This is a genomic window from Saezia sanguinis, from assembly GCF_003991585.1.
In the GTDB taxonomy this organism is placed as follows: Bacteria; Pseudomonadota; Gammaproteobacteria; order Burkholderiales; family Burkholderiaceae_C; genus Saezia; species Saezia sanguinis.
The window spans coordinates 116,676-132,036 of sequence record NZ_PQSP01000006.1; the positions used below are offsets into that span (position 1 = coordinate 116,676).

General features: G+C 53.7%; 13 protein-coding genes. 2 read left to right on the forward strand and 11 right to left on the reverse strand.

The features are described from left to right. Positions 1-32: 32 nt before the first annotated feature. The 4 genes from rfbD to rfbB are packed head-to-tail and all read right to left on the reverse strand — an operon-like array spanning position 33 to position 3,545. Positions 33-941: a dTDP-4-dehydrorhamnose reductase gene (gene rfbD, locus CUZ56_RS11005; protein WP_162615327.1), complete on the reverse strand. Its 909-nt coding sequence runs from the start codon at positions 939-941 to the stop codon at positions 33-35. Beyond that, a complete protein-coding gene (gene rfbC, locus CUZ56_RS11010) occupies positions 938-1,501 on the reverse strand; it encodes a dTDP-4-dehydrorhamnose 3,5-epimerase (RefSeq protein WP_126980446.1) in 564 nt (187 codons plus the stop codon). Before rfbC ends, rfbD begins: the two co-directional genes overlap by 4 nt. Then, the gene (gene rfbA / locus CUZ56_RS11015; RefSeq protein ID WP_239442416.1) at positions 1,498-2,430 is read right to left on the reverse strand and encodes a glucose-1-phosphate thymidylyltransferase RfbA; all 933 of its coding nucleotides are present in this window, start codon (positions 2,428-2,430) and stop codon (positions 1,498-1,500) included. Before rfbA ends, rfbC begins: the two co-directional genes overlap by 4 nt. Further along, complete coding sequence (rfbB, locus tag CUZ56_RS11020; protein ID WP_126980447.1) at positions 2,427-3,545, reverse strand: dTDP-glucose 4,6-dehydratase; 1,119 nt, start codon at positions 3,543-3,545, stop codon at positions 2,427-2,429. The genes rfbA and rfbB overlap by 4 nt, the downstream gene beginning before the upstream one ends. A gap of 370 nt (positions 3,546-3,915) precedes the next feature. Here rfbB and CUZ56_RS11025 point away from each other — a divergent pair, with 370 nt between their 5' ends. Continuing rightward, on the forward strand, positions 3,916-5,622 hold the full coding sequence (locus tag CUZ56_RS11025) for a DEAD/DEAH box helicase (protein WP_126980448.1): 1,707 nt from the start codon (positions 3,916-3,918) through the stop codon (positions 5,620-5,622). Positions 5,623-5,748: 126 nt separating this feature from the next. Here CUZ56_RS11025 and CUZ56_RS11030 read toward each other — a convergent pair whose 3' ends face one another. Further along, positions 5,749-8,328, reverse strand: a complete 2,580-nt coding sequence (locus tag CUZ56_RS11030) for a DNA internalization-related competence protein ComEC/Rec2 (protein ID WP_126980449.1) — start codon at positions 8,326-8,328, stop codon at positions 5,749-5,751. A 52-nt stretch (positions 8,329-8,380) separates the two neighbouring features. Here CUZ56_RS11030 and CUZ56_RS11035 point away from each other — a divergent pair, with 52 nt between their 5' ends. Then, entirely contained in the window at positions 8,381-8,836 is a 456-nt protein-coding gene (locus tag CUZ56_RS11035) for a RidA family protein (RefSeq protein ID WP_126980450.1), read from the forward strand. A 38-nt stretch (positions 8,837-8,874) separates the two neighbouring features. Here CUZ56_RS11035 and CUZ56_RS11040 read toward each other — a convergent pair whose 3' ends face one another. The 6 genes from CUZ56_RS11040 to clpS form a co-directional block, all read right to left on the reverse strand. Further along, the gene (locus tag CUZ56_RS11040) at positions 8,875-9,339 is read right to left on the reverse strand and encodes a pilin (RefSeq protein ID WP_275427140.1); all 465 of its coding nucleotides are present in this window, start codon (positions 9,337-9,339) and stop codon (positions 8,875-8,877) included. 105 nt (positions 9,340-9,444) lie between these two features. Further along, positions 9,445-10,491, reverse strand: a complete 1,047-nt coding sequence (locus CUZ56_RS11045) for a serine hydrolase domain-containing protein (RefSeq protein WP_239442425.1) — start codon at positions 10,489-10,491, stop codon at positions 9,445-9,447. Further along, the gene (locus CUZ56_RS11050) at positions 10,491-11,561 is read right to left on the reverse strand and encodes an isoprenylcysteine carboxylmethyltransferase family protein (RefSeq protein ID WP_204250885.1); all 1,071 of its coding nucleotides are present in this window, start codon (positions 11,559-11,561) and stop codon (positions 10,491-10,493) included. The genes CUZ56_RS11045 and CUZ56_RS11050 overlap by 1 nt, the downstream gene beginning before the upstream one ends. Before the next feature lie 298 nt (positions 11,562-11,859). Further along, entirely contained in the window at positions 11,860-12,369 is a 510-nt protein-coding gene (locus CUZ56_RS11055) for a pilin (RefSeq protein ID WP_275427141.1), read from the reverse strand. Between the two features lie 344 nt (positions 12,370-12,713). Continuing rightward, on the reverse strand, positions 12,714-15,035 hold the full coding sequence (clpA, locus tag CUZ56_RS11060; RefSeq protein WP_126980453.1) for an ATP-dependent Clp protease ATP-binding subunit ClpA: 2,322 nt from the start codon (positions 15,033-15,035) through the stop codon (positions 12,714-12,716). Next, entirely contained in the window at positions 15,032-15,340 is a 309-nt protein-coding gene (clpS, locus tag CUZ56_RS11065; protein WP_126980508.1) for an ATP-dependent Clp protease adapter ClpS, read from the reverse strand. The genes clpA and clpS overlap by 4 nt, the downstream gene beginning before the upstream one ends. Positions 15,341-15,361 lie beyond the last annotated feature (21 nt).

Here is a 15,361-nt window from a genome sequence, read left to right on the forward strand (position 1 = left end):
ATGAACGCCGGGGTGTATTCACATTTCGGAGTTCATCTTTGCCACATGCAATGCAATGCCTGCGCCCATGAAGGCGGTTTAATTCCCAGCAGGGTTTGAATGCGCCCGCAGTCCAGTGCACTGTAGGCTGGCCTCATAGCGTGCCCTGGCAATGCCCCGTTAGTTGAACCGGCCTGTGTTGGCAGCACCTGTACGGCATGGGGCAATATGCCATGCTGCTGTGCCGCTGCGATGATTTCACACGCCCATGCATAGCGGCTGCACGCCGGTGCCCCGGCATAATGCAGCACACCCCAGGGTAAATCGCCGTTTTGCCAGTATCGCCGCACCAGAGCCCACAACGTTTCAGCCAATGCACTGGCTGGTGTCGGACAACTGATCTGCCCGTCTGTCACATGGAGTTCAGATTTTGTCTGCGCCAGCTGCACAATGCGCGTGACAAAATTAGCATGTGTCGCGCTGAAAACAGAACTGGTCCGCAGCACCAGCGCGCGCGAATGCATCTCCAGTAGACACTGCTCGCCAGCCAGCTTGCTGCTGCCGTACACATTCAACGGAATCGTTGCATCAGCCTCTGTATACGGGGCCTTCGCACTGCCATCAAACACATAATCGGTAGACAGATGAAGCACCGGCACATGTGCTGCCTGCGCAACCTGTGCCAGATGCGCAACCGCATCACGGTTCACGGCAAACGCTTTTGCCGGCTCTGTCTGCGCCAGATCCACCTGTGTATACGCAGCAGCGTTGATCAGCAGGTCGGGTTGAAATAACGCAAAAGCCGACTGTACCTGCTGAGGCTGCGTGATATCCAGCATGTGATGATTGGCCGCATACAGTTCCACCCCTGCCGGCATTCCCCGCTGCAACACCTGCCCCACCTGCCCACCGGCACCGGTCAGCAGTACGCGCAGGGCAGTGGCGTTTTGAATATGGCTCATGGTCTGGGCTGGCGATCCAGCCACGCCTGCACTGTAGGCAAGTGCTGGTCCCGCTCGGACACCAGAGGTTGCTTGATCGGCCATGCAATGTCAAGCTGCAGGTCAGACCACAACACCCCGCCTTCGTCCTGCGGGTGGTACACATCGGTGCATTTATACAGCACATCGGCACTGCTGCTCAGCACACAAAAGCCATGTGCATAACCCGGCGGCACCCACAATTGTCGCCAGGGTTTTTCGGGAGTATCGGGCGCATACAGATCCACCGCAACATGCTGCGCAAAAGTGGGAGAGGCAGGGTTCATATCCACCACAACATCCCAAATATGGCCCTGCAACACCGTCACCAGCTTGCCCTGCGGATAACGCTGTTGCAGGTGCAATCCTCTGAGCACCCCTTTGCGGGAGTGTGACCAGTTATCCTGCACAAAAGGCAGCGTGATGCCTGCCTGCACATAGCGCGGTGCATGAAACAGTTCTGTTAATTCACCGCGTGCATCCTCATGCCGCTGCAATTCCAGCAGCACAACACCTGGCAGTTGGGTTTCAATCACATTCATCTGTCTGCCCCGCCTGTTGGTGATGCGCCATCCGCTTCACTGTGCTGCAACAGCCGTGAAAGATAGGCGCCATAAGCGTTTGCCCCCATGCGCTTTGCCGCCTGCCGTAATTGGCTGCTGTCCAGCCAGCCCTGGTGCCAGGCAATTTCCTCCAGACAGGCCACCTTGAACCCCTGGCGCTTTTCCAGCGTCTGCACAAAATGCGCGGCGTCCAGCACCGCATCGCATGTGCCCATATCCAGCCATGCAAAACCACGGCCCAGCCGCTGTACCTGCAACTGCTGCTGTTGCAGATAGATTTTTAACACGTCGATAATTTCAAGCTCGCCACGTGGCGAAGGGCTGAGTGTGGCCGCCATATCCACGGCCTGCTTATCCAGAAAATACAACCCGGTCAGTGCATAGCCCGCGGCAAGGTGCTGTGGCTTTTCTTCAATGCTTAACACCCGGCCGGCATCATCCAGCAGCACCGAACCAAACTGCCTAACATCGTTCACCGGATAAGCAAACACCGTGGCCCCGGCAGGCTGCCTTACAGCCTGTTGCAACATGCCGCTGAACCCCTGCCCGTAAAACAGGTTATCGCCCAGCACCAGACAAACCGGGTGACCCTGTACAAAAGGCGCTGCCACCAGCAAAGCCTGCGCCACACCCTGCGGCGCCTGCTGCTGCGCATAACTGATCCGGATACCCAGTTGTGAACCATTCCCCAGCATGCGCTCAAAAGCTGCCTGATCATCAGGCGTGGTAATGATCAGTACATCGCGGATCCCGGCCAGCATCAAAACAGACAATGGATAATAAATCATCGGCTTGTCATAAACCGGCAGCAGTTGCTTGCACACCCCCAATGTGGCCGGATACAGGCGCGAACCGGTACCACCAGCCACCACCACACCTTTAACGCCTGGGTTAAGCGGCATATTCATACCCCACCTCCACAAGCAGCCAGCCCCTGCCGCTGCAAAGCATAGCCGCGCGCCAGCACCTGCTGCCACCATGAGCGATTTTGCACATACCATGCAACCGTCTGCCTGAGCCCTTGTTCCAGGCTCACCTGCGGCAGCCAGCCCAGTTCGCAACGGATTTTTTCGCTGTTGAGCGCGTAATGCCTGTCATGGCCGGGGCGGTCCGGCACATGGCTGATCAATGACGCATAAGATTTGACCACCTGTGGATGCACAGGCACCAGTGCCTCCAGCACATGACAGATCTGCCGAACCACATCCAGATTGCTCATTGTTTCCGACACACTGATGTGATAACTCTCCCCCACACGGCCGGCGCATAATACCCGCCACAAAGCGCGCACATGGTCGTCGACAAACAGCCATTGTCGCTGCTGCAAACCATCGCCATATACCGGCAGTGGCTGGCCCGCCAATGCATTCAGGATCATGTGCGGAATCAGCTTTTCAGGATACTGATAAGCGCCATAGTTATTGCAGCAATGTGTCAGCAGTACCGGCAGCCCATACGTCCGGTACCAGGCACGCACCAGATGATCGGCCCCGGCCTTGGATGCCGCATAGGGAGAGCTCGGCGCATAAGGAGTCTGTTCATCTGCAGGCTCAGCCCCTGCCGCCAGATCGCCATACACCTCATCGGTAGACACATGCAAAAACCGGAACTGCGCCTGTTGCGCTGCCGGTAACTGCTGCCAGTAGGCCCGCGCGGCTTCCAGCATGTTCAGCGTGCCCAGTACATTGGTCTGCACAAAAACTTCAGGCGCATCAATCGAACGATCCACATGCGTTTCAGCAGCCAGATGCATAACCGCCTGCGGCTGTGCCTTCATGAATAACTGTGCCAGCGCATCCGCATCCCGGATGTCCTGCCGGCAAAACAAATGCCGGGAACTTTCTTCCACAGCCGACAGCGCAGACAAATCTCCGGCATAGGTCAGCGCATCGACATTGATGACTTCAAGCTGCTGCACATTCACCAAATAGCGCACCAGCGCCGAACCAATGAAGCCCGCCCCGCCGCTGACCAGTATGCGCCGGGGAGATTGTGCATTGGAATGAGGGACAGTTTTTTTCATCTGAAAAAGAAAACCATAACACGCTTAAAGGGCCGGGAGCCCTCATTTTCGCTCAAATGCGAATTAAAAGGATTCCGCCCTATTTTATCTGCCAGCGTCTTTTTGCAATACGCGTTACAATGATGCACTTGTTTGTGGCACTCAGTCGTGCCCAGGCATACAGCGATGGTGTGGCACGAAAAAGCAAAGCTTAACAGATGAACCACATGGCGCTGCTTAATTAACCCCCGTCCGCCAAAGACTGAGACCCTTGCAAATGCAGCAGGCGCAAGGCCTGCTGATTCGGGTTCTGATTGCAGTTTATATCAGGCTGCAAACTGGCTGATCTTATTTGTACCTGGCATAAACCGCCGGTACCTCCAACAATATTATGAAATTCGAAGATTTACAATTGGCGCCTGCCTTGCTGAAGGCTGTGCAGGATTTAGGTTTTGATGCCCCGACCCCGATTCAGCAGGAAGCCATCCCGGTCGTACTGTCCGGTGTTGACCTGATGGCCGGCGCACAAACCGGCACCGGGAAAACCGGCGGTTTTGCCCTGCCCATTCTGCACCGGCTGGCGCAGGAACACCCGGCCAAAAACAAAAAAGGCCGCATCATACCGCGTGCGCTGATTCTGGCGCCCACGCGCGAACTGGCCGCACAGATTGAAGAATCTTTCCGCCAGTTTGGAAAATACCTCAAACTCAGCACCATGGTGATGTTTGGCGGCGTCAGCATGAACCCGCAGATCCAGCGCCTGCAACGCGGTGTGGACATCATCATTGCCACCCCCGGACGTCTGCTCGACCTGCACCAGCAGGGGTTTGTCGACCTGTCTCAGGCCAGCACCCTGGTGCTGGATGAAGCCGACCGCATGCTGGACATGGGGTTCATCATCGACATCCGCAAGATTCTGGCGCAGTTGCCCAAAGAACGGCAAAACCTGCTGTTTTCCGCCACGTTCAGCGAAGAAATCCGCGAACTGGCCGGACAACTGCTGCACGAACCCCACACCATTCAGGTCACCCCGCGCAACACCACGGTGGAGCGCATTGAACAGATTGCACACCCGGTTGCACGTAGCCGCAAGCTGGAACTGCTGATCAAGCTGATTCAGGATAACCAGTGGTATCAGGTGCTGATTTTTACCCGTACCAAATTTGGCGCCAATAAAGTATCTGATGCACTGGAGAAAAACGGCATTAAATCCGTTGCGCTGCACGGCAACAAAAGCCAGGCCGCACGTACCGCTGCATTAAAAGGCTTTAAGAACGGCCAGATTCAGGCCATGGTCGCCACCGACATTGCCGCCCGCGGCATTGACATTGACCAGCTGGCCTGCGTTGTTAACTATGAGCTGCCTAATGTCAGCGAAGACTATGTGCACCGCATTGGCCGTACAGGCCGCGCGGGCGCTGATGGCGTTGCAATCAGTCTGGTCACGGTAGACGAGGCCGGGTTCATGCAACAGATTGAAACACTGATTAAACGCCCGGTTGAACAGATTGTGATTGACGGATTCCAGCCCGACCCGCTGGAAACTGCACAGCCCATTGTGATGGGCCGGCAGGTACTGTGGGGCGGTATTGGCAGGGCGCCCAGCCGCCAGTCCACGGCATCATTCGTGAAAGCGGCCCGTCAGCAGATCAACCAGCCACGCAGCGGCGCAGGCACCCGCGCCGGACGTACCGGCGGTGGGCAGGCCCGTGACAGCCAGCGCAAAGACGGCAAAGGCAGTAGAGGCGGCAGAAGCACCGGCGCATCAGACGGCTACAATGACCGTCGGCCCGAAACGCGTTTTGCAGGCCCCAGACAACAGTCGGCCCTGACGGGTGGCACGGCAGGAGAATCAGGGCGCGGGGAACGCCGTACAGGTGAACGCGCAGCGGGCGCAGGCCGAAACAGCAGAGAAAGTGCTGATGGTTATTACAGCGGAAAACCCGGTGGTAACCGTACCGGCGCAGCCGCAAAGCGCCCGGGCAGCAAATCCGGCTTCAGTACAACACCAAACAGAAGTGCACCGCGCCGGTCTTCGTCCGAAAGCAGGTCTGGCAGCGCCAGATCAGGCCGGGGACGCCCTTCGGCAGCAAACTGAGATGGTTTTACATCATTAAAGGGCACATATACCAATTAATTGTGCACCCAAATAAAACCACTTTAAAGCCTGTGCCCATAAGCACAGGCTTTTTTCACGTAGCGCCAACAAGGCCAAACAATAATCTCACTGTACCTGATGATGCCAGTAACGCGAGCGCTGCATTCTTTCACATTGCATCTGCTCCAGTGCATCACTGCGCCAGGTCGCTGCGCCACAACTGACCGTATTCACAAGCTGAATTCCGCGCTGGCTGTAACGCTTGAGCACATCTTCATCAGGATGGCCGAAACGGTTCAGATACCCCGATTGAACAACAACCCATTGCGGATTGACCGCATCTAAAAATACCCCTGAAGATGATGTTTTACTGCCATGGTGCGGTGCCAGCAACCAGTCAGCATGAAGTGAGGTGCCGCATTGCTGCTCTGCTGAATCTGCCGCACTTGCGCCAATAGGACCAGTAGAATGTATGCGTGCAGAACAATCCGCAGACCGCGCAACCAGCTCCCCCTCTTGCTTCGCTTCAATATCTCCTGTCAGCAATGCTGCAACCTCTTTTCCCACTGAATTGGTTGCGGCAACCCGCAACACACAGGACTGTGCATTACCTGACAACGCCCGGGAACTGCCCCGGCTTTCCATTTGTACAGTGGGATGCAACACCGTAAACTGCACATCATCCCACTGCCACGACAACCCGGCCACGCAAGGAATATGATCTGCCGCAGTTGATTGCCAGACTGCGTCACCAGATGGTGCGGATGCTAGCAAGTCAGCCTGCGGATACGCCGCCAGAACCGAATACAATCCACCGGCATGATCTGCATCCACATGACTGACCACCACACGGTCCACATGCACGCCCAGCGCATGCAAAGCGGGCACCACCATGAGTGATCCGGCATCTGAATCTTCCGTATATTTAGGGCCGGTATCGTATAGCAGGTCATGTGTGGCAGTGCGCACCAGCACCGCACTCCCCTGCCCAACATCCAGCGCAATCACCTCAAACTCACCCTGAGCAACCCGGGTTGGCTGCCAAACCAATACAGGAATAACCATCAATAAGCCAAGCAGCCGGTAACGCCACCGCCATACCGGCAACACCAGAACAACAGCCCCCAGCACAGCGGCAACGCCCACCGGCCATGGCGGTACGGCGCTGCTCCAGACCGCCCATGTCCAGTTTGAAAGCCATTGCAAAACCGCCAGCAATACATCGGCGGCCCACGCCGCAAACAACCACAGCGGATGCCACACCATGCCCAGCAGCGACAGTGGCACCATCACAAAAGTAACCCATGGAATCGCAAACAGGTTGGCGACCAGCCCCACCACGGAAACCTGCTGAAACAACAGCAATGTCAGCGGCGCCAGTGCAATTGAAATGCGCCATTGCACCACCAGCAACTGCCAGCAACTTCGCCATACACTTTTCCATAAACGCTGCCACCAGGGTTGCAAGGCAAGCTGGTCTGGTAGCGGGTAGCGCTCCTTTCGCTCCAACTGTTTCTGCCCGTCAATACCATCTGTTGCTTGTGCCAGTAAAACGCCTACTGCAATGAACGACAGCCAGAACCCCGCCTGCAATAACGCCCAAGGATCTGCCGCCACCACAACTGCCGCAGCAAAACACCACACGGTGTACCATGGCCAGCGTATTCCGACAACACGCAGCAACACCACCGTTGCCAGCATCAGCACCGTGCGCTGTGCCGGAATACCCCAGCCGGCAAACAACGCGTACAAGACTGCACACAACAACCCGCCTACGGCAGCAGCCGTATGCGCAGGCAGCCACAACATCAAACGTACACTGCGCCGCCACAACCAGTTAATCAGGCACATCGCCAGCCATGCCATCATCGTGATGTGCAGACCCGAGATACTGACCAGATGGGCTACGCCAGTGGTACGAAATATCTGCCAGTCATCCCGGGAAATCGCACGCTGGTCTCCCAAGGTTAACGCAGCAAGCAAGCCTGCCTGCCGCGCATCCGGCACGGTATGCATGATTTTGCTCCGCACCTGCTCCCGCCAGCGCTCCACCAAGGAGCCCTGAGCATCAGCCAGCAACCGAGGTGTAGCCGCATTTTTAGCGGTTCGCACATACCCCACTGCGCCGATGCCCTGCCCCCACAGCCACAGCTCATAATCAAAACCATGCGGGTTCATGCTGCCATGGGGTGCACGCAGGCGCACTTCAAAGCGCCAATGCTGCCCAACATGGATATCAGGCATGGCATCGTTAGCATCATCCACAGCAGATGCGCTGAAATACCAGCTTAATTGCAGTTTGGCAGGCAATTGAACCGGTTCACCATTCAACTCCGCAGTTTTAACCGCCAGCGTAAAACGCCAGCGTCCGGACTGCAATTGCGGCAGCGTATCCACCACCCCTTCGACCAGAATATCCTGCCGCTCCAGCCCCGGCAGCATTGCATCTGCCATTTTGTGTGCTGCCCGCCAGCCAGCCCAGGCAAACCCCATGCAAACCAATAACGTCCAAACCAGCACACGCTGACCCCAGCGCCGGTACCTGCCCTGCACAACATAAAGACTCTGACGCCAGACATAAACCATCCATGCCAGACCTGCTCCGGCAGCCAGAAAAAGCACCAGGTAAATTTCTGCGCCCCATAACCGGGCCTGGCCCAACTGCCATGTGATACCCACCAGCCATGCTGCACAAATTGCTTCCATGGGTTAAAGTTTAGGGCAATTCTCTCCGTATTTTTATTAAAAAGGAAAACACATGTCTGTTTACCACAAACTTGATGCACTGAACATCAAACTTCCCGGTGTTGCGACACCGGCAGCTGCGTATGTCCCCTATGCCGTTTCAGGCAAGCAGGTTTACCTTTCCGGCCATATTGCCAAAAAGGAAGGTACACCGTGGGTAGGGCAACTGGGTAAAAACATGAGCACAGAAGAAGGCCGCCTTGCTGCACACGCCGTTGCCATTGAACTGCTCGGAACCCTGCATGCCGCAACCGGAGACCTGAACAAAATCAAACGCATCGTCAAGGTGGTCAGCCTCGTTAACAGCGCGCCAGACTATACCGAACACCACCTGGTAACCAACGGCTGCTCGGAACTGCTGGGAGAAGTGTTTGGAGAAAAGGGCCAGCATGCCCGCAGCGCCTATGGCGTGGCCCAACTGCCTATGGGCGTTTGTGTGGAGATTGAACTGATTGCAGAATTGCTATAAAACAAAAAAACAGATCCCCCTTTTAAAGTCATAACGGACTAACGGCAATCGGAGGGTAACCGATTCTGAGACACAGATCCTGTGGCTTCAGTGCATGTCCAACTGACACGCCCATACGGAATAACGCCAGCCACCAAAGGGCCGTTATTCCCTGTCGGGGTCAATAGTAATTGAATGTTTTGGGCATGGGCTGAACCGGTAATGGTGATTACGCCTGTGGGACCATCAATAGAAATGTTGCTGGTATTCCTCGTCGAAACAAACCCCTGCCATCTGCTATCTAAAGGGTTAATCCCGTTAACTGCGTTCTCTGCTACCAACGATTTGGCCGTACTTGCCAGCATCAGCCCTTCTCCCAAGCGTGTACGAACCACATAATCCTGATACATAATTAAACCAAAGGCAGCCAAAATTCCTATGATGACCACAACAATCATCAACTCAATCAGGGTAAACCCATTTTGAAAACCTTTTTGTGTTGCCCACGCCATTTCGTTTTTCATCCAACCTATCCTTGTACTGCTGCGCAAGTTGACTATGCTGCAATCAAGCTGCTCCTTAACATTAAACAGCAAAAATCATGCCAGAATATTTTGAAAACAATGGATTTACAACCTTTCGCTTAATATACCTTTCAATGCCGAAAAAGCCTCGCTGTAGTTCCACAGCTGCCCCTCCACAAAAGCAACAACAATCGTTCCATCCGGCAAAATAAGCGCAAAACTATAATGCAATGGGGGAAATGCACCATAATGCGTTAATTGGTTGCTGCCATCATTTTGTGGCCAAATGCGCCATCCCAAACCATAATAGCTCTGGGTGTACGCTGCTCGTAACGGCGGAACAGCAATTTGCCTGACATGAGGCAGTTCCAGTGCATAAATCGCCAGCAGAGTATCCAGATCAGCGGACCAGCCTCCAACCGGAGCCGCTCCCTGCAACTCCTCCCTGCTTGTAAAAGGCACTGCGCCTGCTGTTGCCACCATTCCGGTAATGGTCAGTTTTTCAGCAGAAACGCCACGATCCTGCAGCATAGCATGCACCGCATCCTCATAAGTAAGACCGGCTTTGTTTTCAATGATTTTGCCTAAAAAACAGTAGCCAATATTTGCATACTCGATCTGGTTGCCGGGCACATCATCAAGTTTTCGTTCAAGCACCTTATGGATAGCTTGGTCGCATGAAACTAAACCGTTATCCGTTACCACTACATCACCCGATTGGCGGGCGCTAAATCCTGCTACATGTCGCAATAGGTCAGCTACCGTGATCTGCCGATAGTATTCGTCCCGGGAGTAGTCAAGTTGAGGCAATAAATCGACCAGCTTTCCGTCCAACTGCAACTGCCCCTTTTTCACCATCCAGCGGATAGTCATCGCCGTGATCGGCTTGGACAAACTGGCAATGCGCATCGGCTCATTTTCTGTCAAAGGAAGCACCTTTTCCTCGCCATTACGGGCATGGTATCCGATCACGATATGCTCTGTGCGTCCATCAGGGTGTCGAATCCCAAGCATCATACCATCCAGGTGCCACAGCATTGCAAAGCGGCGTAACTCCCAGTTTAACGGTAATGGCCCACCTTGATACCAATAACAACCGGCAGCAACCACACTCAGAAGCATCAATAAAATAGTCAGCCTGGTTTTTTTCATCAAAAAAGTTTTTTCATGCGGGCGAACAAACCATTACGAGCAATCCATTTCGAATATGCCTGATACTGCGGGTCCTGCATCAAATGCCACTCTTCTGTTTTGGCTCGACACCAGTAAATCATGTTGGTCACCAATAATGCCCCCACCATCTGCAAAGTATGCCAACCCGAAGCCATGCTTAAAAAGGGTACATACAAAAACCACCATGACAGGTTTTTGGCCAGATAAGCCGGATGCTTAAAGTAACGGTAAGGGCCATTGGTAATGATGCCGCGGTTGGTCAAATTGCTGAACCGGATGCCGAAAATCACTGTTGCCCATGCGTAAATCACCGTCAATGCAACGATAACGGCGCCCCAACTGTAAAACAGGAGACTCCCCCGCTCAAACCAAACCATCCATGGAGCGCCCCCTGTACCCGAGCCATTTTGGGTATACAACATAAGACCTGCATTTTCGCGTAAGAACATTAAAGGTGGATAACAGACCAGAGCCGCTACCCAGGCCAGCAAGTAGGGATTACTGGATCTGATATGGGTATCCAGACGATGCGAATTACACATATAGCCAATTGTTGCGTAAACCGTATCTATCAGGTACAGAAGTGCCATCGGCACAAAATACCATGCGATCTGAAAGCCACGCTCCAGATCATGATAAAACATGACCAGCCAAAGATACGAAGCATCAATCATCAAGGGTAGAAAGAATGCCTTGATCAAATGATTGCGTGCCGTATTTTTCCATACATCCCAGTGGTATCCCTGTTGATCCAGTGCATAGCCTAAAGACAGTAAGGTTCCGGGCTCCCAGTCTTCACTCCGGACTTTTATCAGGTAAAAAAGCAGGTAAACCAGCAGCACCGGCCCCAGCCAGGGCAAAAACTCCAACAATGTTGCAGTAACGGCCATATTTGCAAACTGAAATACGGTCAAGGTTACCACCCAGATCAACCCTGCAAATAACAGCCCGCGAATTTTCCAGCCCAATATCTGTTGGTAAGTAAAAATACCGGGTGCTATGACCAAACTTTTCCAGTGCCGGTTCCTGTAATATTCAGCAAACAACATAGGCACAGCTGCGCTTCCCATCAAAATAAGCCACGCAACGGTATAACCAGGTCGGACAAGATAAACAACGATCAGTGCAGCAAGAAGTCCGAAAATACCCGCAACGCCAGTCCAAGCAGAAACCGCCGAGGACACTGTTTGCTCATCTTTCAAATGAAATTTTTCGTATTTTTGCACGGAATACTCATTCAGGATTCAGCGGTACATTTTATACTTAACAATTCAATCAAAATCGCAAAGCTCAAAATAAAAAACGGGGCCCGAAGACCCCATTTTTAATCCATAAAGATGGATATGATTAGTTACCAGATGCAGCAGGTGCTGTTGCAGTGGTAAAGCGGCATTCCGGCGGCAACTGGTTAGGAGCAGTCGCGTTGGTAGCACTGTTGCATGACCATGCAATACGGCCAACAGGCAATCTACCAGTCTGCAGTGCACCGTCATTATCCCATGGTGACAGCACTAACTGAATACCATTTACACGGGTAGCGTCGCCTGTAACAGTGATGATGCCATTCGCGTCAAGGTTAACGCTTGTAACGTTACGGGTAGAGGTAATTGTACCAGCCGCGCCGTTCACCCAGCCTTGGTTGAATAGGAAGCCATTGGTTGCATTATCAACTACAATGTTTTTCGCTGAAGAAGCCAGCACCAGACCTTCACCTAAACGGGTACGCACGGTGTAATCCTGATACATCGGCAGAGCGAAAGCTGCCAGAATACCGATAATAGCCACAACGATCATCAATTCGATCAGGGTGAAACCCTTTTGAGCGCCGCGCTTCACAGACATAATTTGCTTTTTCATAATTTGACCTTCCTTGGTTAATTAGGAACTACATATCGTAGCCTTCACCAAGAGATATGCATGGACCGTGCCAACCTTAAAACTGCGAAATATTTCACACTTTCAAGCGAATCGCCAAAAACAAGGTTACATTTTTGTCACTTAGAGCAACCTTTTTTGTCACACCGAGACCAATTTGGTCAATTATGACATTTTGTGTAATTCAGCAAGTCGTATTTTTGTTTTGCTTGGCGGAATCTATAGATACAGAAACTGTTTTTTCTTATTAATCAGTTTATTTCATAACAAAATCCCCACAGATTGGCAAAAAACTGTGGGGATTTATCAGAAGCCAGCCCTGATGATTACTCAGTTGCTGCAGCCGACTCCTGGTTGCGGGACTTTCCTTCCCCCTTTTCAGGCGGCGGGTCAATTTTGAGCTGTACCTGCCCTTGTGCATCCATATCCACAGTGACATGCCCGCCGTTGATCAGGCGTCCAAACAACAGTTCATCTGCCAGGGCGCTGCGGATGGTATCCTGAATCAGGCGCTGCATGGGGCGAGCGCCCATCATCGGATCAAACCCTTTCTGAGCCAGATCGCGCCGCAGTTCATCGGTAAAGGTCACGTCCACCTTTTTCTCTGCCAGTTGCGCTTCAAGCTGCAGCAGGAATTTGTCCACCACACGCAGGATCACTTCCTCGTTCAATGCGCTGAAATTGACAATCGCATCCAGCCGGTTGCGGAATTCCGGTGTGAACAAGCGCTTGATATCAGCCATTTCATCGCCTGATTCGCGCTGCGTTGTAAACCCGATGGTGGCCTTGTTCATCGTTTCGGCCCCCGCATTGGTGGTCATGATGATGATCACATTGCGGAAATCCGCCTTGCGCCCGTTGTTATCCGTCAGCGTGCCGTGGTCCATGACCTGCAGCAACACATTAAATACATCCGGATGCGCTTTTTCAATTTCATCAAGCAGCAGCACGCTGTGCGGTTTTTGCGTGATGGCTTCGGTCAGCAGCCCGCCCTGGTCAAACCCTACATAACCGGGAGGTGCCCCGATCAAACGGCTGACTGCATGGCGCTCCATGTATTCAGACATATCAAAACGGATCAGGTCAATGCCTAAAATATAAGCAAGCTGCCGGGCCACTTCAGTTTTCCCGACGCCGGTCGGCCCGGAGAACAGGAAGGAACCAATCGGTTTGTCTGTGCGCCCCAGCCCCGAGCGGGCCATTTTGATGGCCGAGGCCAGCTTGGTTACCGCCGGGTCCTGCCCAAACACCACACTCTTGAGGTCACGCTCAAGCACCTGCAGTTTGGAGCGATCATCGCGCGATACACTGGCAGGCGGAATGCGCGCTATTTTGGCGACAATGTCTTCCACATCCGCCCGGGTAATGGTTTTTTTCTGCTTGCTCTTGGGCAGCAGGCGCTGTGCAGCACCGGCCTCATCAATCACGTCAATGGCCTTGTCGGGCAAATGCCTGTCATTGATAAATTTGTCGCTGAGTTCAGCCGCTGCCTGCAATGCTGCATTGGCATACTTCACACTGTGGTGTTCTTCAAAGCGCGATTTCAGCCCTTTGAGAATCTCCACCGTCTGCTCTACCGAAGGCGCCACCACGTCAATTTTCTGGAAGCGACGGCTCAATGCACTGTCTTTTTCAAAAATTCCCCGGTATTCGGTAAACGTGGTCGCACCAATGCAGCGCAACTGCCCTGAACTCAGTGCGGGCTTGAGCAGGTTGGAGGCATCCAACGTTCCACCGGAAGCCGCACCCGCACCAATCAGCGTATGTATTTCATCGATGAACAGGATGGATTCCGGCTTGTCTTTCAGCGCTTTGAGCACTCCTTTGAGCCGCTGCTCAAAGTCACCCCGGTATTTGGTACCGGCCAGCAATGCCCCCATGTCCAGCGCATACACCACAGCGTCAGCCAGCACTTCGGGCACGGTATTTTGGGTAATGCGCCAGGCCAGGCCTTCAGCAATGGCTGTTTTGCCCACCCCAGCCTCGCCCACCAGCAGCGGGTTGTTTTTACGGCGGCGGCACAACACCTGCACCACCCGCTCCACCTCAGACTCACGCCCAATCAGCGGATCAATCCGGCCCTCTTTGGCCTGCTGGTTCAGGTTCACGGTAAACTGCTCGAGCGGAGAGCCTTTTTCTCCGTTCTGCGCCTCCTCGCTGTTCACCTGCTCACTGCTGGCATCGCTGGTTCTGCCTGCGTCAGACACATCGGTCTTGCGAATGCCATGCGCAATGTAGTTCACCACATCCAGCCGGGTAATCCCCTGCTGATGCAGGTAATACACGGCATGCGAATCTTTTTCACCAAAAATGGATACCAGCACATTGGCGCCGGTCACTTCTTTTTTGCCATTGCCGGTAGACTGTACATGCATGATGGCACGCTGGATCACACGCTGAAACCCGAGTGTCGGGCGCGTATCCACCTCGCCTTCACCGGCGATGGTGGGTGTGTTATCGGTAATAAACTGGGTCAGACTTTGACGCAGTTCGTCCACATCTGCAGCACAGGCCAGCAACACGTCTTTCGCTGACGGATTATCCAGCAATGCCAGCAGCAGATGCTCCACGGTAATGAACTCGTGGCGCTGCTGCCGCGCCTCGACAAATGCCATGTGCAGACTGACTTCCAATTCCTGAGCGATCATACGGCCTCCATAATGCACTGCAAGGGGTGCTGCGCCTGCTGGGCAGCAGATAACACCATATCCACCTTGGTCGCAGCAATATCGCGCGGAAATACGCCACAAATGCCACGGCCTTCATAGTGAATTTTCAACATGATGGTTGTTGCCACTTCCAGATCCTTGCCAAAATACTCTTGAATAACATAGACCACAAACTCCATAGGGGTAAAGTCGTCATTGAGCATCACCACCTGATAAAAGGGCGGCGGCTCCGTTAACAGGACATCCGGCTCGGCCAGGGCCGGGGTTTGCTCGTTCGGCTGCATAGGCTGATGCTGCTGCACACC